Annotated in this window: 19 protein-coding genes and 1 pseudogene; 6 read left to right on the top strand and 14 right to left on the bottom strand. The window is 71.5% G+C overall.

The genetic code is table 11. The annotated features are described in order from the left end of the window. Positions 1-62: 62 nt before the first annotated feature. Together FFT10_RS26680 and tldD are read right to left on the bottom strand one after the other, a co-directional pair. Positions 63-1,166: a TIR domain-containing protein gene (locus tag FFT10_RS26680; protein ID WP_137735932.1), complete on the bottom strand. Its 1,104-nt coding sequence runs from the start codon at positions 1,164-1,166 to the stop codon at positions 63-65. 19 nt (positions 1,167-1,185) lie between these two features. Beyond that, positions 1,186-2,649, bottom strand: a complete 1,464-nt coding sequence (tldD, locus tag FFT10_RS26685; RefSeq protein ID WP_137735933.1) for a metalloprotease TldD — start codon at positions 2,647-2,649, stop codon at positions 1,186-1,188. A 184-nt stretch (positions 2,650-2,833) separates the two neighbouring features. Between tldD and FFT10_RS26690 the strand changes: the two genes are divergently transcribed. Next, a complete protein-coding gene (locus FFT10_RS26690) occupies positions 2,834-3,169 on the top strand; it encodes a hypothetical protein (RefSeq protein ID WP_137735934.1) in 336 nt (111 codons plus the stop codon). Between the two features lie 8 nt (positions 3,170-3,177). On the opposite strand, the gene rsmI is transcribed toward FFT10_RS26690, so the two are convergent. Further along, entirely contained in the window at positions 3,178-4,122 is a 945-nt protein-coding gene (gene rsmI / locus FFT10_RS26695) for a 16S rRNA (cytidine(1402)-2'-O)-methyltransferase (RefSeq protein WP_228027339.1), read from the bottom strand. On the opposite strand from rsmI, the gene FFT10_RS26700 reads away from it, so the two are divergent. The 3 genes from FFT10_RS26700 to FFT10_RS26710 are packed head-to-tail and all read left to right on the top strand — an operon-like array spanning position 4,109 to position 5,787. After that, positions 4,109-4,534, top strand: a complete 426-nt coding sequence (locus FFT10_RS26700; RefSeq protein WP_137735935.1) for a YraN family protein — start codon at positions 4,109-4,111, stop codon at positions 4,532-4,534. The genes rsmI and FFT10_RS26700 overlap by 14 nt on opposite strands. Before the next feature lie 24 nt (positions 4,535-4,558). After that, positions 4,559-5,161, top strand: a complete 603-nt coding sequence (locus tag FFT10_RS26705) for an SIS domain-containing protein (RefSeq protein WP_137735936.1) — start codon at positions 4,559-4,561, stop codon at positions 5,159-5,161. Then, positions 5,158-5,787: a BON domain-containing protein gene (locus tag FFT10_RS26710; protein ID WP_137735937.1), complete on the top strand. Its 630-nt coding sequence runs from the start codon at positions 5,158-5,160 to the stop codon at positions 5,785-5,787. Before FFT10_RS26705 ends, FFT10_RS26710 begins: the two co-directional genes overlap by 4 nt. Positions 5,788-5,808: 21 nt before the next feature. Here the strand turns inward: FFT10_RS26710 and FFT10_RS26715 are convergent, their stop codons facing one another. Genes FFT10_RS26715 through FFT10_RS26730 form a run of 4 tightly spaced genes read right to left on the bottom strand, consistent with a single transcriptional unit; the run spans position 5,809 to position 9,247 of the window. Beyond that, the gene (locus FFT10_RS26715; RefSeq protein WP_137735938.1) at positions 5,809-6,699 is read right to left on the bottom strand and encodes an NAD(P)-dependent oxidoreductase; all 891 of its coding nucleotides are present in this window, start codon (positions 6,697-6,699) and stop codon (positions 5,809-5,811) included. A gap of 4 nt (positions 6,700-6,703) precedes the next feature. Next, on the bottom strand, positions 6,704-7,018 hold the full coding sequence (locus FFT10_RS26720) for a cytoplasmic protein (protein WP_137735939.1): 315 nt from the start codon (positions 7,016-7,018) through the stop codon (positions 6,704-6,706). Between the two features lie 33 nt (positions 7,019-7,051). After that, on the bottom strand, positions 7,052-8,188 hold the full coding sequence (locus tag FFT10_RS26725; protein ID WP_137735940.1) for a PilT/PilU family type 4a pilus ATPase: 1,137 nt from the start codon (positions 8,186-8,188) through the stop codon (positions 7,052-7,054). A 15-nt stretch (positions 8,189-8,203) separates the two neighbouring features. After that, positions 8,204-9,247, bottom strand: a complete 1,044-nt coding sequence (locus FFT10_RS26730) for a type IV pilus twitching motility protein PilT (RefSeq protein ID WP_137735941.1) — start codon at positions 9,245-9,247, stop codon at positions 8,204-8,206. A 28-nt stretch (positions 9,248-9,275) separates the two neighbouring features. Here FFT10_RS26730 and FFT10_RS26735 point away from each other — a divergent pair, with 28 nt between their 5' ends. After that, positions 9,276-9,974, top strand: coding sequence for a YggS family pyridoxal phosphate-dependent enzyme (locus tag FFT10_RS26735; protein WP_137735942.1), 699 nt, complete (start codon positions 9,276-9,278; stop codon positions 9,972-9,974). Positions 9,975-9,984: 10 nt separating this feature from the next. Here FFT10_RS26735 and FFT10_RS26740 read toward each other — a convergent pair whose 3' ends face one another. From FFT10_RS26740 to FFT10_RS26750, 3 genes are read right to left on the bottom strand one after another with little or no spacing between them, the layout of a single operon-like run. Further along, the gene (locus FFT10_RS26740) at positions 9,985-10,461 is read right to left on the bottom strand and encodes an Lrp/AsnC ligand binding domain-containing protein (protein ID WP_137735943.1); all 477 of its coding nucleotides are present in this window, start codon (positions 10,459-10,461) and stop codon (positions 9,985-9,987) included. Between the two features lie 7 nt (positions 10,462-10,468). Further along, entirely contained in the window at positions 10,469-11,443 is a 975-nt protein-coding gene (locus FFT10_RS26745) for a Bug family tripartite tricarboxylate transporter substrate binding protein (RefSeq protein WP_137735944.1), read from the bottom strand. 47 nt (positions 11,444-11,490) lie between these two features. Beyond that, positions 11,491-13,965, bottom strand: a complete 2,475-nt coding sequence (locus FFT10_RS26750) for a penicillin-binding protein 1A (RefSeq protein WP_137735945.1) — start codon at positions 13,963-13,965, stop codon at positions 11,491-11,493. A 111-nt stretch (positions 13,966-14,076) separates the two neighbouring features. Here FFT10_RS26750 and FFT10_RS26755 point away from each other — a divergent pair, with 111 nt between their 5' ends. Then, positions 14,077-15,198, top strand: coding sequence for a septal ring lytic transglycosylase RlpA family protein (locus tag FFT10_RS26755; RefSeq protein ID WP_137735946.1), 1,122 nt, complete (start codon positions 14,077-14,079; stop codon positions 15,196-15,198). Here the strand turns inward: FFT10_RS26755 and FFT10_RS26760 are convergent, their stop codons facing one another. The 4 genes and pseudogenes from FFT10_RS26760 to FFT10_RS28525 form a co-directional block, all read right to left on the bottom strand. Then, positions 15,199-15,669, bottom strand: a complete 471-nt coding sequence (locus tag FFT10_RS26760; protein WP_137735947.1) for a nuclear transport factor 2 family protein — start codon at positions 15,667-15,669, stop codon at positions 15,199-15,201. It abuts the gene before it with no gap. A gap of 76 nt (positions 15,670-15,745) precedes the next feature. Continuing rightward, on the bottom strand, positions 15,746-16,129 hold the full coding sequence (locus FFT10_RS26765) for a nuclear transport factor 2 family protein (RefSeq protein ID WP_162520942.1): 384 nt from the start codon (positions 16,127-16,129) through the stop codon (positions 15,746-15,748). 23 nt (positions 16,130-16,152) lie between these two features. Beyond that, on the bottom strand, positions 16,153-17,652 hold the full coding sequence (locus FFT10_RS26770) for an ABC transporter substrate-binding protein (RefSeq protein ID WP_137735949.1): 1,500 nt from the start codon (positions 17,650-17,652) through the stop codon (positions 16,153-16,155). Positions 17,653-17,689: 37 nt separating this feature from the next. Continuing rightward, a pseudogene (locus FFT10_RS28525) lies at positions 17,690-17,870 on the bottom strand (ABC transporter ATP-binding protein); the annotation flags it as partial.

Raw genomic sequence — 17,870 nt, forward strand, 5'->3', positions numbered from 1 at the left:
AAAGCTTGCGGGGCCAGACCGTGAAAGGCTTGGCGTGGATCCCGTGCGGGCCCGACGCCGGCCTAGCCGCGCTGCAGCGCCGCCTGCACCAGCGCCAGCAGCTCGCCCGGCAGCACTGCCTCGCCGAACAGCCCGGCGCGGCGCGCCCGCTCGGCCCGGTCGCGGCGCAGGGCGGCGTCGAAGCCGCCGTGGTAGACCACCAGCGGCACGCGCAGCCCGGACTGCTGCAGCGCCTGCTGCAGGCGCAGGCAGGCGTCGGGACCCTCGGCATGGCGCTGCCAGTCGCTCAGCGCCAGGTCGAACGGCTCGGGGTCGCTGCGCAGCCGCGCCAGTGCTTCCTCGGTGCTGCGCACCTGCACCAGCTCGATCTGCAGCCGCGCCAGCATGTCGGCCTCGGCCAGGTTGCCCTCGGGATGGTCGTCCACCCACAGCACGCGGGGCAGGTGGTCGCCATCGATCAGCGCCAGCGCCTGGCGCTGCAGGGCAGCGGTCGACGGCGCAGGCCCGCCACGCGCCTGCTGCGCCGCCAGGATGCCGGCGGCGGCGTTGTCCAGCACCGCATCGAGCAGCGGATCGGCCAGCGGCGCCAGCGCAGCAGTGCCGAACATCGCCTGCGTCTGCGGTGCCGCCGGCAGTGGCGCGGCCGGTGCAGACGACCGACGGGCCTGGATGTCGGCCACCGTGCTGCGCAGGCCCTTGGAGACGCTGACCCAGGCCTCCTCGCGCTGGCGCCAACTGGTCACCGCCTTCAGGTCGCGCGGCAGGCCCTGGCGCTGCAACAGCGGCGCCAGCGGCAGATCGTCGCTGTCCAGGCCTTCCAGGTCCAGCGGCCGCAGCAGGATGGGCACCACGGTGGCGCTGCCCTCGGCGGCGCGGCGCAGCGCGGTCTTCAGCTCCACGCCCAGGATGTAGTCGGAGCCCATGAAGTACGAGCTCAGCAGCAGCAGCACCAGGTCGGCCTGCGCCAGTTGCTGGTGGATCTCGGCGTCCCACAGCGCGCCGGGCACGATGGCGCGGTCGTGCCAGGGCTGGATCAGCCCGCGGTGCTGCAGGATCTTGAGGTGGCGCTCCAGATCGCAGCGCAGCTTCTCGTCTTCATGCGCATAGCTGTAGAACAGCGACACCGGCGCCGGGCGGGCCGCGGCTGCGCTGCTGCTGTCGGGCATGGCTGCCGCGGCGGGTGGGTCAGGCGGTGCCGCCCACCGTCATGCCGTCGATGCGCAGCGTGGGCTGGCCCACGCCCACCGGCACGCTCTGGCCGTCCTTGCCGCACACGCCCACGCCGGAATCCAGCGCCAGGTCGTTGCCGATCATGCTGACGCGCTTGAGCGCCTCGGGCCCGTTGCCGATGATGGTGGCGCCCTTGACCGGGTACAGGATCTTGCCGTTCTCGACCCAATAGGCCTCACTGGCCGAGAACACGAACTTGCCGCTGGTGATGTCGACCTGGCCGCCGCCGAAGTTGGTGGCGTACAGGCCGCGCTTGATGCTGCCGACGATCTCGTCCTTGGTCTTGTCGCCGTTGAGCATGTAGGTGTTGGTCATGCGCGGCATCGGCACATGGGCATAGCTTTCGCGGCGGCCGTTGCCGGTGGGCTTCACGCCCATCAGGCGGGCGTTCATGCTGTCCTGGATGTAGCCGCGCAGGATGCCGTCCTCGATCAGCACGTTGCGCTGGCTGGCATGGCCTTCGTCGTCGACGTTCAGGCTGCCGCGGCGGTCGGCGATGGTGCCGTCATCCAGCACCGTCACGCCCTTGGCCGCCACCCGCTGGCCGATGCGGCCGCTGAAGGTGCTGCTGCCCTTGCGGTTGAAGTCGCCTTCCAGGCCATGGCCCACCGCCTCGTGCAGCAGCACGCCGGGCCAGCCGGGGCCCAGCACCACGGTCATCTCGCCGGCCGGGGCCGGGCGGCTGTCCAGGTTGGTCAGCGCGGCGTTCACCGCCTGGTCGACGTACTGCACCAGCTGCTCGTCCTGGAAATAGCCCAGGCCGAAGCGGCCACCGCCGCCGCCCGAGCCCACCTCGCGGCGGCCGTTCTGCTCGGCGATCACGGTGATCGACAGCCGCACCAGCGGCCGCACGTCGGCGGCGCGGGTGCCGTCGGCACGGGCCACCAGCACCACGTCGTATTCGGCCGCCACGCCGGCCATCACCTGCACGATGCGCGGGTCACGGGCGCGGGCCATGCGTTCGATCTTCTCGAGCAGGGCCACCTTCTGCACGCTGTCGAGCGTGGCAATCGGGTCGGTGGGCGCATACAGCGCACGGCTGGTGGCGATCTTCGGCGCCCGGCCCACCTTCACACGGCGGCTCTGGCCGGCCGCGGCGATGCTGCGCACGGTGCGCGCGGCATCCAGCAGGCTGGCCTCGGAGATGTCGTCGCTGTAGGCGAAGGCGGTCTTCTCGCCGGCCACGGCGCGCACGCCCACGCCCTGGTCGATGCTGAAGCTGCCGCTCTTGACGATGCCCTCCTCCAGGCTCCAGCCCTCATGGCGGGTGATCTGGAAGTACAGGTCGGCATCGTCGATGCGGTGCTCGCCAATCACGCCCAGGGCGTGGGCCAGCTTGGCTTCATCCAGCCCGAAGGGCTCGATCAGCAGCTGCTGGGCGATGGCGAGGCGTTCGAGGGTGGGTTCGCGGCTGATCATCGGGGGATTGTAGGCAGCAGGGGGTGGCCGCGCTGACGGTGGGCCCGGGCGGGAACGGCACGCGGTTCACACTACTTTGCATGGCCGGCGTGCACCGGCCGCTGCGGCGCGCCGTTGTGACAGCAAGCTCGGGCCCGGGCCTTGCCAGATCCCCACACCACCACCAACGCACGAGGTTGTCACCATGCGCTTTGCCCGCCCCCTCACCATCGCCCTGTTCTCGCTGGCCGGCATCACCGCCGCCCAGGCCGCCACCGACACGCCGCGGGTCGACGCCCGCCAGGCCCGGCAGGAAGCCCGCATCGCCCACGGCGTGGCCGATGGCTCGCTGACCAAGGCCGAGACCCGCCACCTGCGCCACCAGCAGCGCCATGTCCGCCAGGCCGAGCGCCATGCCAAGGCCGACGGCACGGTGACGGCACAGGAGCGCCACCGCCTGCACCGCCTGCAGGACCACGCCAGCCGCAGCATCCACCGCCAGAAGCACGACGCCCAGGTGCGGCCGCAGTCGGCCGGTTGATCGGCAGGCTATTCCGCCGCGTCGTCCGCCGCCTCGCCGTCGGCAGCGCGCAGCGCCAGCGCCCGCTGGTAGAGCGCATTGCGCGGCGCGCCGCTCAGCTCGGCTGCCAGCGCCACCGCCTGCTTCAGCGGCAGTTCGCGCAGCAGCGGGCCCAGCAGGCGCTCGGCCTCGGGCGGCAGACCGTCGTCGGCCGCGGCCACCACCGGCACCGCATGCAGCACCAGCACAAACTCACCGCGGCCGCGGTTGGCATCGGCGGCCAGCCAGGCTGGCAGGTCGGCCGCTGGCGCCGTGGCGATGGTCTCGAACTGCTTGGTCAGCTCGCGGCAGAGGGTGATGCGCCGCTGCGGCGCCGCCTCGGCCAGGCTGTCGAGCAGCGCAGCGATGCGGTGCGGCGCCTCGAACAGCACCTGGCAGCCCGGCGCGGCGCTGGCCGCCTGCAGCCAGGCGCGCCGGTCGGCACCCTTGGCCGGTGCAAAGCCGAGGAAGGCGAAACCCTGGGCCGCCGCATCGCCCGCCGCGCTGAGCGCCGCCACCGCGCTGCTGGCACCCGGGATCGGCAGCACCCGGTGGCCGGCCGCGGCCACCGCGGCCACCAGCACCGCGCCAGGGTCGCTGACGGCCGGCGTGCCGGCGTCGCTGGCGTAGGCGATGCGCTGGCCCTGCGCCAGGCGGTCGACCACGCCGCGCGCGGCGCCGGCCTCGTTGTGCTGGTGCAGGGCGATCAGCGGCTTGTCCAGCCCCAGGTGGCGCAGCAGCTGGCCGGTGACGCGGGTGTCTTCACACGCCACCGCATCCACCAAACCCAGCACATGCACCGCCCGCAGCGTGATGTCGGCCAGGTTGCCGATGGGCGTGGCCACCACGTACAGTGCCCCCGCCGGGTGGTGCTGGCCACCGGTGGCGGCCGCGGCGGCCTGGTGCAGCAGGGAGGTGGAGATGGGGTTGGTCAAGGGTTGGGGCTGGGGCTCAGGCCGGGGCGACGCCAAGGCGCCGGGTGCCACCACCAAGGCCCGGGGCGATGCCGCCGAGGACCGGGCGCTGGCCCACTTGCAGCAGCAGGGCCTGCAGCTGGTGCAGCGCAATTATCGGCTGGCCGGCGGGCCGCGCCAGCGCGCCGGCGAGGTCGACCTGATCCTGCGCGCGCCCGACGGCACGCTGGTCTTCGTGGAGGTGCGCGCGCGTGCCGGCGGCAGCCACGGCGGTGCGGCGGCCAGCGTCACCGGCCTCAAGCAGCAGCGCATCGTGCGCGCCGCGCAGCACTACCTGATGGGGCTGGCCGTGCTGCCGCCCTGCCGCTTCGACGTGGTGGCCATCGACGGCGAGCAGCTGCAGTGGCTGCCCGGCGCCTTCGAGGCCGGCTGACCCCCTGGCCTATCATGCGGCACCATGCTTGAGCAACGCATCCAGCAGCAATTCTTCGAAAGCGCCGATCTCAAGTACCAGGCGGCCGAGGTGCTGGGCCGCCCGATCGAGCAGGCCGTGGCCGCCCTGGTGGCCGGGCTCACCGCCGGCGGCCGGGTGCTGGTGGCCGGGCTGGGCGCCTCGGCCAGCCTGGCCCAGCTGGTGACGGCCGAGCTGATCGGCTGCTTCGAGCGTGAACGGCCCGGCCTGGCCGCGCTGGCCCTGGGTGTGGACGGCCCGGCGCTGTCGGCGATGGCGGTGCTGCCCGGCGCCAGCTTCGACACCGTGCTGTCGCGCCAGGTCGAGACGCTGGGCCAGCCCGGCGACCTGCTGCTGCTGATCGACAGCGACGGCAACCACCCGGCGCTGCTGGCCGCGGTGGCTGCCGCGCAGGGCCAGGACATGACCGTGATCGCCCTCACCGGCCGCACCGGCGGCGCCTTGCGCGGTGCGCTGGGCGAGACCGACGTGCTGGTGGCCGTGCCGCACGACCGCCGCGTGCGCGTGCTGGAAACCCACCTGCTGGTGCTGCACTGCCTGTGTGACGCGATCGATCTGCAACTGCTGGGCGAACAGGATCCCGCATGACCCCGAAGAAGAGCATCTCCGCTGCATCCCGCATGGCCGTGCTGGCCGCTGCCGTCTCCGCTGCCACCCTGCTGGGCGCCTGCGCACCGCTGATCGTGGGCGGGGCGATGGTGGGCACAGCGCTGTCGGTGACAGACCGCCGCACCAGCGGCGCCCAGCTGGAAGACCAGGCCATCGAGCTGAAGTCGATCAACCGGGTGCGCGAGGCCGCTGGCAGCGAGTCCAACGTCAGCGTGACCAGCTACAACCGCACGGTGCTGATCACCGGCGAGGTGCCGACAGAGGCCGCCCGCGTGGCCACCGAGCAGGCAGTGGCCCGCATCGAGAACGTGCGCGCCACCGTCAACGAGCTGGCGGTGATGGGCACCACCACGCTGTCGGCACGCAGCAACGACGCCATCCTCAGCAGCAAGGTGAAGGCCGCCTTCGTCGACGCCAAGGACCTGCAGGCCAATGCCTTCAAGGTGGTGGCCGAGCGCGGCACCATCTACCTGATGGGCCGGGTGACCGAGCGCGAGGCCAACCGCGCCACCGAGCTGGCCCGTGCCACCAGCGGCGTGGGCAAGGTGGTGAAGGTGTTCGAGATCCTCACCGAGGCCGAGCTGGCCGCGCTGCAGCGCAAGTGACGCCGCTGCCCGGGGGCGGCGTCACTTCAGCCGTGTGACCAGGCTGCTGGTGTCGAAGCGGTTGCCGCCGGCGGCCTGCACATCGGCATAGAACTGGTCGACCAGGGCGGTGACGGGCACGCGGGCGCCGTTGCGGCGGGCCTCGTCCATCACCAGACCCAGGTCCTTGCGCATCCAGTCGACGGCGAAGCCGAAGTTGAACTGGCCGTCGACCATGGTCTTGCCGCGGTTGTCCATCTGCCAGCTCTGGGCGGCGCCCTTGCCGATGACATCGAGCACCTGCTTCATGTCCAGGCCGGCCTTCTGGCCGAAGGCGATGCCCTCGGACAGCGCCTGCACCAGGCCGGCGATGCAGATCTGGTTGACCATCTTGGCCAGTTGGCCGGCGCCGGGCGCGCCCACCAGGGTGACGGCGCGCGAGAACGCCAGCGCCACCGGCTGCATGGCGGCAAACGGCTCGGCATCACCGCCACACATCACCGTCAGCAGGCCGTTGACCGCACCCGCCTGGCCGCCGGAGACTGGCGCGTCGAGGAACTGCAGGCCCAGGGTGCGGGCGGCACCGTAGAGCTCGCGCGCCACCTCGGCCGACGCGGTGGTGTGGTCGACGAACACCGCGCCGCTTGCCATGCCGGCAAACGCCCCGTCGGCGCCCAGCACCACGGAGCGCAGGTCGTCGTCATTGCCGACGCAGGCGAAGACGAACTCGGCGCCGGCTGCTGCCTCGCGCGGGGTGGGGGCGGCCTTGCCGCCGTACTCGGCCACCCAGGCCTGGGCCTTGGCGCTGCTGCGGTTGTAGACGGTGACCTGGTGGCCGGCGCGTGCCAGGTGGCCGGCCATCGGGTGGCCCATCACGCCCAGGCCCAGGAAGGCGACGCGGCGGCTCGGAATGGAATCGTAGGTTTTTGTCATGGGGTCACTTCTTGGGCGCGGGCTTGCGCACGATGGTGCGCTGGAACCAGGCCTCGTTCATCTGGCCGAGGAACTGCGGCGTGAGGGTGAAGCCCGACTTGTCGCCCATCACCGCCTCGCTGCCGCAGCGCGGGCAGACGGCGGTTTCGGCATCGGCGGCATCGGGGTTGTCGAGCTGGCTGAAATCCAGCCCGGCCCAGGCCACGATCTCGTCGGCCGGGAAGGTCTGCATGCAGTAGCAGCAGCCGCAGGTGGTGCTGGCCTCGATCTCGGCGCGGTTCTTGGTGGTGTGGCGGTAGGCCGCCAGCAGATCAGCCATGGTGGGGGGTCACTTCGGTGGGTGGTCGGGCGCTCACATGATGCTCATGTGCTCGGTGCCGGCCGAGAGATCGCGGTTGCGCGCGCGCTGGCTGTGCAGCTTGAACTGCAAGCGCAGGTCGTTGACTGAATCGGCGTTGCGCAGCGCGTCTTCCATGGTCACCTCGCCGGCCTCGTACAGGTCGAACAGCGCCTGGTCGAAGGTCTGCATGCCCAGCTCGCGGCTGCGCTTCATCAGGTCCTTCATCTCGGCGACCTCGCCCTTGAAGATCAGCTCACTGATCAGCGGCGTGTTCAGCAGGATCTCCACCGCGGCGATGCGGCCCTTGCCTTCCTCCTTGGGCAGCAGGCGCTGGCTGACGATGCTCTTGAGGTTCAGCGACAGGTCCATCAGCAGTTGCTGGCGGCGCTCTTCGGGAAACAGGTTGATGATGCGGTCGAGCGCCTGGTTGGCGCTGTTGGCATGCAGGGTGGTGATGCACAGGTGGCCGGTCTCGGCAAAGGCCACCGCATGCTCCATGGTCTCGCGGTCGCGGATCTCGCCCATCAGGATGACATCGGGCGCCTGGCGCAGCGTGTTCTTCAGCGCCTGCTCCCAGCCGTCTGTGTCGATGCCGACCTCGCGCTGGGTGACGATGCAGTTCTTGTGCGCATGCACGAACTCCACCGGGTCTTCGATGGTGATGATGTGGCCGTAACTGTTCTCGTTGCGGTGGTCGATCATCGCCGCCAGCGAGGTGCTCTTGCCCGAGCCGGTGGCCCCCACCATGATGACCAGGCCGCGCTTGGTCATCGCCACCTCCTTCATCACCTGCGGCAGGCCCAGGCCGTCGATGGTGGGCAGCACCTGCGGGATGGTGCGCATCACCATGCCCACATGGCCCTGCTGCATGAAGGCGTTGACGCGGAAGCGCCCCACGCCCTGCGGCGAGATGGCGAAGTTGCATTCCTTGGTGCGCTCGAACTCGGCGGCCTGCCGCTCGTTCATGATCGAGCGGGCCAGCGCCATGGTGTGCTGGCCGGTCAGTGGCTGCGGCGAGACCCGGGTGACCTTGCCGTCCACCTTGATGGCGGGCGGGAAGTCGGCCGTCAGGAACAGGTCGGACCCACCCCGCGTGGCCATCAGCCGCAGCAGGTCGTGGATGAACTTCGAGGCCTGGTCGCGTTCCATCTGTACTGCCCTTGATTAACCGGGGAAATTCTCGGGGATCTTCGCCTTCGACCGCGCCTCGCCGGCCGAGATCACGCCGCGGCGCACCAGGTCGGCCAGGTTCTGGTCGAGCGTCTGCATGCCCAGGTTCTGGCCGGTCTGGATCGACGAGTACATCTGCGCCACCTTGTTCTCGCGGATCAGGTTGCGGATGGCCGGGGTGCCGATCATGATCTCGTGCGCCGCGGCGCGGCCGCTGCCGTCCTTGAGCTTGCACAGGGTCTGCGAGATGACCGCCACCAGGGATTCACTCAGCATCGCCCGCACCATCTCCTTCTCGGCAGCGGGGAACACGTCGACGATGCGGTCCACCGTCTTGGCCGCGCTGCTGGTGTGCAGCGTGCCGAAGACCAGGTGACCGGTCTCGGCCGCCGTGAGCGCCAGGCGGATGGTCTCCAGGTCGCGCATTTCGCCCACCAGGATGGCGTCCGGGTCTTCGCGCAGCGCGCTGCGCAGCGCGTTGGCGAAGCTCATGGTGTGCGGGCCCACCTCGCGCTGGTTGACCAGGCACTTCTTGCTCTCGTGCACGAACTCGATCGGGTCTTCCACCGTCAGCACATGGCCGTATTCGTTCTCGTTGAGGTGGTTGACCATCGCCGCCAGCGTGGTGCTCTTGCCCGAGCCGGTGGGGCCGGTGACCAGCACCATGCCGCGTGGGCGCAGCGCCAGATCGGCAAAGATCTTGGGCGCGTTGAGCTGGTCGAGCGTGAGGATCTTGCTGGGAATCGTGCGGAACACCGCGCCGGCGCCGCGGTTCTGGTTGAAGGCATTGACGCGGAAGCGGGCCAGGCCCTGGATCTCGAACGAGAAGTCGCATTCCAGCGTGTCTTCGTACGCCTTGCGCTGGGCGTCGTTCATGATGTCGTAGACCATGTCGTGCACGGCCTTGTGGTCCAGCGCCTCGACATTGATGCGGCGCACATCGCCGTTGACCCGGATCATCGGTGGCAGGCCGGCCGACAGGTGCAGGTCGGAGGCCTTGTTCTTGACCGAGAAGGCCAGCAGTTGGGTGATGTCCATGGGCGTTTCGCGATAGGCTGAGGGGATTATGACGAGCGTTATCGGCAATCTCCAAGGCGTGCACAGCCGCATCGCCCAGGCCTGTGCTGCGGCCGGCCGGCCCGTGGACAGCGTCACGCTGCTGGCGGTGAGCAAGACCTTTCCGGCCGCGGCCGTGCGTGACGCGTTTGACGCTGGCTGCCGCCAGTTCGGCGAAAACTATGTGCAGGAGATGCTGGACAAGATCGCCACGCTGGCCGATCTGCGCCCCCAGATCACCTGGCACCTGATCGGCCCGCTGCAGAGCAACAAGACCCGGCCGGTGGCCGAGGCGGTGGACTGGGTGCATTCGGTGGACCGGCTCAAGATCGCCCAGCGGCTGAGCGAGCAGCGCCCGGACCACCTGGGCCCGCTGCAGGTGTGCCTGCAAGTCAACATCAGTGGTGAAACCAGCAAAAGCGGTTTCGCCCCGGCCGACGTGCTGGCGGCGGCCCAGGCGGTGGCGGCCCTGCCGCGGCTGCGCCTGCGCGGGCTGATGGCCATCCCGGAACCGGCGGGCGACATGGATGCCCAGCGTGCACCGCACCGGGCGCTGCGCGCATTGCTGGACACGCTGAACGCCAGCGGCCTGGCGCTGGACACCCTGAGCATGGGCATGAGCGCCGACCTGGAGGCCGCCGTCGCCGAAGGCGCCACCATCGTGCGGGTGGGCACGGCCATCTTCGGCGGGCGCACCTACCCCGCCTGAGCGGCCGCGGCTACACCTTCAGCCGCGTGGTGTGCTTCACCTCTTCCATCACCGCATAGGTGCGGGTCTCGCGCACGCCGGGCAGGGTCCAGATCACCGTGCCGATGAACTCGCGGTAGGCCGCCATGTCGGCGACGCGGGTCTTCAGCAGGTAGTCGAAGCCGCCGGCCACCAGGTGGCATTCCAGGATCTCGTCATGCACCTGCACCGCGGCGCGGAAGGTGTCCATCACGTCGTGCACCGTGCGGTCGAGCAGGATCTCGACGAAGACCATCAGCCCGGCGCCCAGCTTCAGCGGGTTCAGCCGCGCCTCGTAGCCCAGGATGTAGCCGTCGCGGGTCAGCCGCTTGACGCGCTCCAGCACCGCGGTGGGCGACAGGTGCACCGCCTCGGCCAGCTTCAGGTTGCTGATGCGGCCGTCGGCCTGCAGCACCCGCAGGATGCGCAGGTCGATCTTGTCGAGGTCACGGGCGGCGTCGTCCTCCATCGCGGCCTCAGTCCAGCTTGATGCCGACCTTCTGGATGATGGCGCCCCAGCGCTTGCTGTCGGCCTCCAGCACACGCTTGAAGTCCTCGGCCGTGCCGCCCACCGGCGTCAGGCCCTGGGCGTCGAGGGCGGCCTTCACCGCCGGGTCCTTCAGCGCGGCATTCACATCGGCGTTGATCTTGCCGACCACGGCCGCCGGCGTCCCGGTGGCGGTGAACAGGCCGTTCCAGGCCAGGCTCTCCACCTGGGGGTAGCCGGCCTCGGCCAGCGTGGGCAGGTCCTTGAGGCTGTCGGGCCGCTGGGCGGCGCTGGTGGCCAGCAGCCGCACCTTGTTGTTCTTCACATGCGGCAGCAGTGCCGGCGCCACCATGAAGGTGGCATCGGCCGTGCCCTGGGCCACCGCCATCGCCGCCGGCGGCGAGCCGTTGAACGGCACATGGGTGGCCTGGAAGCCGGCCTCGCTCATCATCAGCGCCATCGTCAGGTGGGCCGAGCTGCCCTGGCCCAGGCTGCTGTAGTTGGCGCCGCCGGCCTTGGCCTTGGCCCAGTCGACGAACTCCTTCACCGTCTTCACCGGCAGGTCGGCATTCACCGCCAGCACATTGGGCTGCGAGGTGGTCATCACCACCGGCACCAGGTCCTTGCCGGGGTTGTAGGGCATCTTGCTGTAGAGGAAGGGCGCAAACGCGATCGGGCCGTTGAAGCCGACCGCCAGGGTGTGGCCGTCGGGCGCGGCCTTGGCCGCCACGTCCACGCCCAGCATGCCGCCGGCGCCGGGCTTGTTGTCCACCACCACCGGCTGGCCCCAGCGGTCCTTCAGCTTGTCGGCCAGCAGGCGGGCGATGATGTCCAGGCTGCTGCCGGCCGGCGCCGGCACCACGATCTTCACCGGCTGGGTGGGCCAGGCCTGGGCCACGGCAGGGCCGGCCAGGGCCAGTGCAGCCAGGCTGCAGGCAGTGGAGAGCAGGGAGCGGCGGTGCATGGCGGCGATCAGGCAGTGGTGGTGCGCAGATTCTCGCCGCTGCCGCGTCAAGGCCCGTTGACCGGCATCGGCGCCTGCGGGCCCGACGCCCGGGGCGCGGCTGCCGGTGCGGGCACCGCCGCCGGGCCGGGTGCGGTGACGCCGATGGGCAAGGGCAGCGACCGGATGACCGGCGCGCTGGCCGCCGGATCGGCCCCGGCGCCAGACGCCGCCAACGACGGATCCACCGCGCCGGGCTCGTCCAGCCCGATGCCGGTGATGCCGCCGCCCTCGGCGTACTCGGCATAGACCCAGTCGTCACCGCGCCAGGCCAGGCCCTCGGGCGGCTCGGGGCGCGGCGCCACCGGCTGGCCCTTCAGCGCCTGGGCCATGTAGTCGATCCACACCGGCAGCGCCAGGCCGCCGCCGGATTCGCGCGCGCCCAGGCTCTGCGGCTCGCCATGGCCCATCCACACCACGGCCACCAGGCCGCGGCTGCCGGCACCGGCCTGGAAGCCGGCGAACCAGGCGTCGACCGCGTCGTTGGTGGTGCCGGTCTTGCCGTAGAGATCACCGCGGCCCAACTGGGCCTGGGCGCGGGCGGCGGTGCCGTAGCGCGCCACATCGTTGAGCAGGCTGTTGGTGAGAAAGACGTTGCGCGCCGGCACCGCGCGGCTGGCGGCGTCGGCCGGGGGCGGCGGCGGCGCCTCGAACAGCGGCTTGCCCTGGGCGTCGGTGATGCGCTCGATGACCACCGGCGCCACCGACCAGCCGCCGTTGGCCAGCACGCCGTAGGCCTGGGCCAGGCGCATCGGCGTGGCGCTGCCGGCGCCCAGCGCCAGCGCCAGGTTGTCGGGCTGCTCGGCCCGGGTGAAGCCGAAGCGCTCGCCCCAGGCCCGCGCCCGCGCCACGCCCACCTGCTGCAACACGCGGATGCTGACCAGGTTCTTCGACCGCACCAGCGCCTGGCGCAGCGTGATCGGGCCGTCGAACTGGCCGTCGCTGTTCTGCGGCGACCAGCCGTTGGCCGCGCTGTAGGGCGCGTCGTTGACCAGGGTGGCCGGCATCACGCCGGCCTCCAGTGCCGCCGAGTACAGGAACGGCTTGTAGGCCGAGCCCGGCTGGCGCCGCGCCTGGGTGGCGTGGTTGAAGGGCTGGCGGCTGAAGTCGAAGCCGCCGACCAGCGCCCGCACCCGGCCGCTGGTGGCGTCCAGCGCCACCAGGGCGGCCTGCACCTCGGGCCACTGCGTCAGTTGCCAGGGCCCTGGCGCACCGTCCTTGCCCGCGGCCTGCACCACCCGCACCACCGAGCCGGCGCGGATCGCCAGCTCGGCCGGCGCACCCGGGGCGATGGCTGACTCGGCGCCGCGCTGGGCCTGGGTGCTGACGCTCACCCGCTCGCCGCTGGCCAGCTGCACCTGCAGCTGCTTCGGGCTGGTGCGCAGCACCACGGCCACGCGCAGGTCGTCGTCATCGCGGTAGTCCTTCAGCGCCAGCGCGGCGGCGGCCTCGGCGTCGAGCTTGCCGCCGGGCGACAGGCTCTCCTGCCCCTCGGGGCCGCGCCAGGCCTGGCGGCTGTCATAGCCCAGCACGCCGCGCCGCACCGCGGCCACCGCGGCCTGCTGGTCGGCCGCACGCAGGCTGGTGTGCACCCGCAGGCCCTGGGAATAGGCGTCGGCGCCGAAGCGCTCGACGACGATGCGCCGCGCCATCTCGGCCACATGGTCGGCGCGCAGCAGCTGCTGGACGGGGCCGCGCAGCTGCAGCACCTCGGCCTTGGCGGCGGCCTGCTGCGCCGGCGTGATGGCGCCGGTGGCCACCATGCGCGCCAGCACGATGCGCTGGCGCTGGGTGGCACGCTCCAGGTTGGTCACCGGGTTGGCGTAGTGCGGGTTCTGCGGCAGGCCGGCCAGCATGGCGGCTTCGGCGATGCTCAGCTGCTCGAGCCGCTTGCCGAAGTAGGCCTGGGCCGCCGCCGCGAAGCCGTAGCTGCGCTGGCCCAGGTAGATCTGGTTCATGTACAGCTCCAGGATCTGCGGCTTGCCCAGGCGGCGCTCGATCTCCAGCGCCAGCAGCACCTCCTTGATCTTGCGCTCGGGCGTGAAGCGCTGCGACAGGAAGAAGGTGCGCGCCACCTGCTGGGTGATGGTGGACGCGCCCTGGCGCAGCCCGCCGGTGAACTGCGCCACCACCGCGCGGGCCACGCCGATCAGGTCGAGCCCGCTGTGGTCGTGGAAGCGCGCGTCTTCCACCGACAGCACCGCCTGCTGCATCAGCGCCGGGATCTGGTCGATCGGCACGAACTGCCGCCGCTCGGCGCCGAACTGGCCGATCTCCACGCCGTCGGCGGTGAACACCTGCAGCGGCTGGCGCGGCTGGTAGGTGGTGACCGGGTCCAGCGAGGGCAGCTGCGGCCCGAACCAGGCCACCACCGCCACCAGCAGCGCCACGCCGGCCATCAGGCTGCCCAGGCCGGCGATCAGCAACCCGCGCCACAGGCGGTGGCGGGGATGCGGGGGCGGGGGCGACGCGGGAGCGGGCATGGGCGGTGGGGCCAGCGGCCCGGTTTCGGGCGGATTATCGGCAGCCGCCAGCGGCTGTCTGTCAGCGGATGCCGCATGTGCGGGTGGCGGTGGTGTAGGGTGTGGCCCGCGATGAACCTGCCTGCGCTGCCGCCACGCCACCGGGCCACCCTGGCCGCAGCAGCCGTGGCTGCGCTGCTGCTGGCGGGCTGCGGCAGCGCGCCGACGCGTCCGGGCCCAGGGCCGGGGCCGGTGGCCAGCCCGCCTGGCGATCCGGCGCCCCGGCCGGCGCGCGCGCCGCGGCCGCCGCCACCGGCCGACACCGGTGCCGACGGCCCCGAGGCCAACCCGCCGCCCGACCTGCACCTGGTGCCCGACGCCCAGCCGCGGGTGGAACCGCTGCGCCCCGGCGGGCCGAACAAGCCTTACGAGGTGCTGGGCCAGGCCTATGCGCCGCTGCAGGGCGATGTGCCGCTGGTCGAGCGTGGCCTGGCCAGCTGGTACGGCCGCAAGTTCCACGGCCGCTCCACCGCCAACGGCGAGACCTACAACATGTACGCGATGAGCGCGGCCCACAAGACCATGCCGCTGCCGAGTTATGCACGCGTGCGCAATCCGGCCAATGGCCGCGAGGTGGTGGTGCGCATCAACGACCGCGGCCCGTTCCATCCGGGCCGGGTGATCGACCTGAGCTACACCGCGGCGCTGAAGCTGGGCGTGCTGGGCGGCGTGGCGCCGGTGGAGGTGGAGCGCCTCACCCACGAGGCCATCCGCAGCGGCGCCTGGAAGCCGGCTGCACCGGTGGTGGAGACCACCGCCCTGGCACCGGCCCTGCGCGCCGAGCCGCCGCCCGGGCGCACGCCGGCCCGCCCGGCGGCCAGCACGCTGGACGACCCCATCGGCGACCTGCTGCAGCGCACCACGGCGGCGGCACAGGCCGCCGAAGCCCGCAGCACGGTCAGTGGCGCGCCGCTGCCCGCGGAGACGGCGGCGCCGGCCCAGCCCGCAGCCAAGGCGGCGCGCGGCTTCTGGCTGCAGCTGGGCGCGTTTGCCCTGCGCGACGGGGCGATGGACTTCCAGCAGCGGGTGGCCACCGAGGCGCCCTGGCTGGCGCCGCTGCTGGCGGTGTTCAACGAGCGCAGCCTGCACCGGCTGCAGGCCGGCCCCTATGCCAGCCGCGCCGAGGCCCAGGTGGCCGCGCAGCGGCTGCGCGACGGCCTGCAGCTGGTGCCGGCCATCGTCGAGCGGCGCTGATCAGCCGGGCGACGCGGTCAGGAACTTCTGCAGGTTGGCCGCCGCGGTGGTGCGCACCTTGGCACGCAGGAACGGCGTCCAGCCCAGCAGCAGGCCAGGCGTGCCCAGGGCCTGGCGGCTCCAGCGCCAGAAGTCGAAGCTGTCGCGGTGGATGCGGATCAGGCCGTCGGGGCCGCACTGGATGTCGGCCTCGATGATGTTGTGCACCATGCGGCCGGTGGTGGAGAAGCGGTAGTGCGCCTCCCAGTGGGCCGAGCGGTCGGTGATGTCGCGCACCTCCAGCCGCCACACATCGGCGCCCTTGGCCCGGGTGGCGCCGCACAGCATGCGCCACATGCCGCCCACCTGGGCACGGCCGCGCAGGCTGAAGGCTTCGTCGTCGAAGCTGGCGTCTTCGGCGTAACACGCCTGCATCGCGTCGCCATCCAGCTGCGCGAAGGCGGCGTAGAAGCGCTCGATCGTCGCCTTCATGAGAAAACGCCGGGCCGCCCCAAGTTTTCTCGCCCCCCTCGGGGGGCCTGACGCGCAGCGGCAGGTTCGGGGGCACTCATAGCGTGCCTTCGTCGTCGCGTGCGGCCAGCGTGCCCTGGTGGAAGACCATCAGCCAGCGGCCATCGGCCTGCTGCTGCCAGACGCTGCTGCGCAGCGTCTCGACACCGTCGTCGCGCTGCACCCGCCAGGTGGTCAGCGCCGCGCCGGGGGCGATCAGCCGCACCTTGAAGCCGCGGGCCTGGCGCGCGGCCAGCGGCCGCTCGGCGGCCAGCACGGCGACGATGCCGTCGCGGTCGAACACCCGGCCCGACGCGCCGAACTCCATGAACTCGGGCGTCAGCAAGGCGCGCAGGCGGGCCGGGTCGGCGCGCACCGCGGGGTCGAGGATGCTTTCCTCCAGCTGGCGCAGCGTGGCGGTGAGGGCAGTGGTGTCGGGCATGGGGGCACCTCGGGGTTGCGACATCACTGCCAGGCCACCTGGGACAGGTCATTCGCCGCCACTGGCGAGTTGGCCCACAGGCCGCGCAGGCCCTTGCGCGAGACGGCCACCTGCGACGGATTGAAGATGAACGCATTGACCGCGTCGTTGGCGATCTGGCGCTGGATGTCGGCATACAGCGTCACCTGGGCGCGGCCGCGGCTGGCTTCGGCGCGCTTCTTCACCAGGGCGTTGAAGGCCGGGCTGTTGTAGCCCCAGTAGTAGTCGGGGTTGGCGTACTGCACATAGTCCAGCGGCTCGACGTGGTTGATGATGGTCAGGTCGAAGTTGCCCTTGAACGGCCCCGACAGCCACTGCGCCCACTCCACGTTCTCGATCTTGGCGGTGATGCCCACCTTGGCCAGCATCGCGGCCACCACCTCGCCACCCTTGCGGGCATAGCTGGGCGGCGGCAGGGTCAGCGTCAGGTTCAGCGGGCCGGTGATGCCGGCCTCCTTCAGCAGGGCCTTGGCCTTGTCGGGGTTGTAGGGGTACAGGCCGGTCAGGTCCACATAGCCCAGGTCGGTGGGTGCGGCGTGGCTGCCGATCGGCTTGGCCAGGCCTTCGAGCACGCCGTCGATGAAGGCCTTGCGGTCGATGGCGTGGCTGATGGCGCGGCGCACCCGCACATCGTCCAGCGGCTTCTTCTTGTTGTTGATCGCCAGGATGCCCTTGCCGGCGGTGCTGCCGATCTCGACATTGAAGCGCTTGTCGGCGCGCAGCTGGGCGATGGCCTGCACCGCGCCGAAGCGCGGCATGCCGTCGATGTCGCCGGCCAGCAGCGCCGCCACCTGGGCGGCGTTGTCGTTGATGAAGCGGAAGGTGACGCGGCGCAGCTTGATGGCCGCGACATCGCGGAAGCCGTCCCAGCGCACCAGGGTGATGGCGCTGCCCTTCTGCCAGCTGTCGAGCCGGAACGGACCGGTGCCCACCGGCTGCGTGGCCGTGGTGGCCGCGCTCTTGGGGCTGAGGATGACCGCCGGCGCTTCGCCCAGGCGGAACGGCAGGGTGGCATCCGGGTTGTTCAGCGTCAGGATCACCACGTCGGGCTGCGGCGTGGCGATCGACGAGATGTTCTCGAACACCGTCTTCTTGGCCTTGTTGGTGCTGTCGGGCGCCTTGGCGCGCTCGAAGCTGAACTTCACCGCCTCGGCGTTGAACGGCGTGCCGTCCTGGAAGCGCACGCCGCTGCGCAGCTTGAAGGTGTAGGTCTTGCCGTCGGGGTCACTGACCCAGTCGGTGGCCAGCAGCGGCAGCACCGCGCCGGAGTCGGTCACCTTGGTCAGGCCCTCCAGCACGTTGTAGTGCACCACCTCGCCGATGGCGGCAGCCGCGCCGGTGGTGGGATCGAGCCCGGGCGAGGGCTCGAGCACCATGCCCAGCACCAGGGTGTCCTTGGCGCGCTGCGCCAAGGTGTCCAGGCCCAGGCCGGGCAGGGCCAGCAGGGCAGTGGCTTGCGCCAGACGTCGGCGGCTGAGGGTCATGCGGGCTCTCCTTGGGGAAACCGGGAAGCGATCGTGGTCAGCTTGCGCTGGATTCTGAGGCCAATGCACCGCCAGCCATCACGGCTTCGGCATGGTGGCAGGCGGCGAGGTGGCCGGGCGCCAGCGGCCGCAGGGCCGGCGGCGCCTGCAGGCAGCCAGCCTGGCGCCAGGGGCAGCGCGGGGCGAAGGCGCAGCCGGCGGCCTGGGCCGCGGCGAGG

It is taken from the genome of Pseudaquabacterium pictum (genome assembly GCF_005403045.1).
Lineage (GTDB): Bacteria > Pseudomonadota > Gammaproteobacteria > Burkholderiales > Burkholderiaceae_C > Pseudaquabacterium > Pseudaquabacterium pictum.

Excerpts from the sequence above, each read along its gene's own strand:
- FFT10_RS26680 (WP_137735932.1), bottom strand. The coding sequence starts at position 1,166 with ATGCCCGACAGCAGCAGCGCAGCCGCGGCCCGCCCGGCGCCGGTGTCG.
- tldD (WP_137735933.1), bottom strand. The coding sequence starts at position 2,649 with ATGATCAGCCGCGAACCCACCCTCGAACGCCTCGCCATCGCCCAGCAG.
- FFT10_RS26690 (WP_137735934.1), top strand. The coding sequence starts at position 2,834 with ATGCGCTTTGCCCGCCCCCTCACCATCGCCCTGTTCTCGCTGGCCGGC.
- FFT10_RS26700 (WP_137735935.1), top strand. The coding sequence starts at position 4,109 with ATGGGGTTGGTCAAGGGTTGGGGCTGGGGCTCAGGCCGGGGCGACGCC.
- FFT10_RS26705 (WP_137735936.1), top strand. The coding sequence starts at position 4,559 with ATGCTTGAGCAACGCATCCAGCAGCAATTCTTCGAAAGCGCCGATCTC.
- FFT10_RS26710 (WP_137735937.1), top strand. The coding sequence starts at position 5,158 with ATGACCCCGAAGAAGAGCATCTCCGCTGCATCCCGCATGGCCGTGCTG.
- FFT10_RS26715 (WP_137735938.1), bottom strand. The coding sequence starts at position 6,699 with ATGACAAAAACCTACGATTCCATTCCGAGCCGCCGCGTCGCCTTCCTG.
- FFT10_RS26720 (WP_137735939.1), bottom strand. The coding sequence starts at position 7,018 with ATGGCTGATCTGCTGGCGGCCTACCGCCACACCACCAAGAACCGCGCC.
- FFT10_RS26725 (WP_137735940.1), bottom strand. The coding sequence starts at position 8,188 with ATGGAACGCGACCAGGCCTCGAAGTTCATCCACGACCTGCTGCGGCTG.
- FFT10_RS26730 (WP_137735941.1), bottom strand. The coding sequence starts at position 9,247 with ATGGACATCACCCAACTGCTGGCCTTCTCGGTCAAGAACAAGGCCTCC.
- FFT10_RS26735 (WP_137735942.1), top strand. The coding sequence starts at position 9,276 with ATGACGAGCGTTATCGGCAATCTCCAAGGCGTGCACAGCCGCATCGCC.
- FFT10_RS26740 (WP_137735943.1), bottom strand. The coding sequence starts at position 10,461 with ATGGAGGACGACGCCGCCCGTGACCTCGACAAGATCGACCTGCGCATC.
- FFT10_RS26745 (WP_137735944.1), bottom strand. The coding sequence starts at position 11,443 with ATGCACCGCCGCTCCCTGCTCTCCACTGCCTGCAGCCTGGCTGCACTG.
- FFT10_RS26750 (WP_137735945.1), bottom strand. The coding sequence starts at position 13,965 with ATGCCCGCTCCCGCGTCGCCCCCGCCCCCGCATCCCCGCCACCGCCTG.
- FFT10_RS26755 (WP_137735946.1), top strand. The coding sequence starts at position 14,077 with ATGAACCTGCCTGCGCTGCCGCCACGCCACCGGGCCACCCTGGCCGCA.
- FFT10_RS26760 (WP_137735947.1), bottom strand. The coding sequence starts at position 15,669 with ATGAAGGCGACGATCGAGCGCTTCTACGCCGCCTTCGCGCAGCTGGAT.
- FFT10_RS26765 (WP_162520942.1), bottom strand. The coding sequence starts at position 16,129 with ATGCCCGACACCACTGCCCTCACCGCCACGCTGCGCCAGCTGGAGGAA.
- FFT10_RS26770 (WP_137735949.1), bottom strand. The coding sequence starts at position 17,652 with ATGACCCTCAGCCGCCGACGTCTGGCGCAAGCCACTGCCCTGCTGGCC.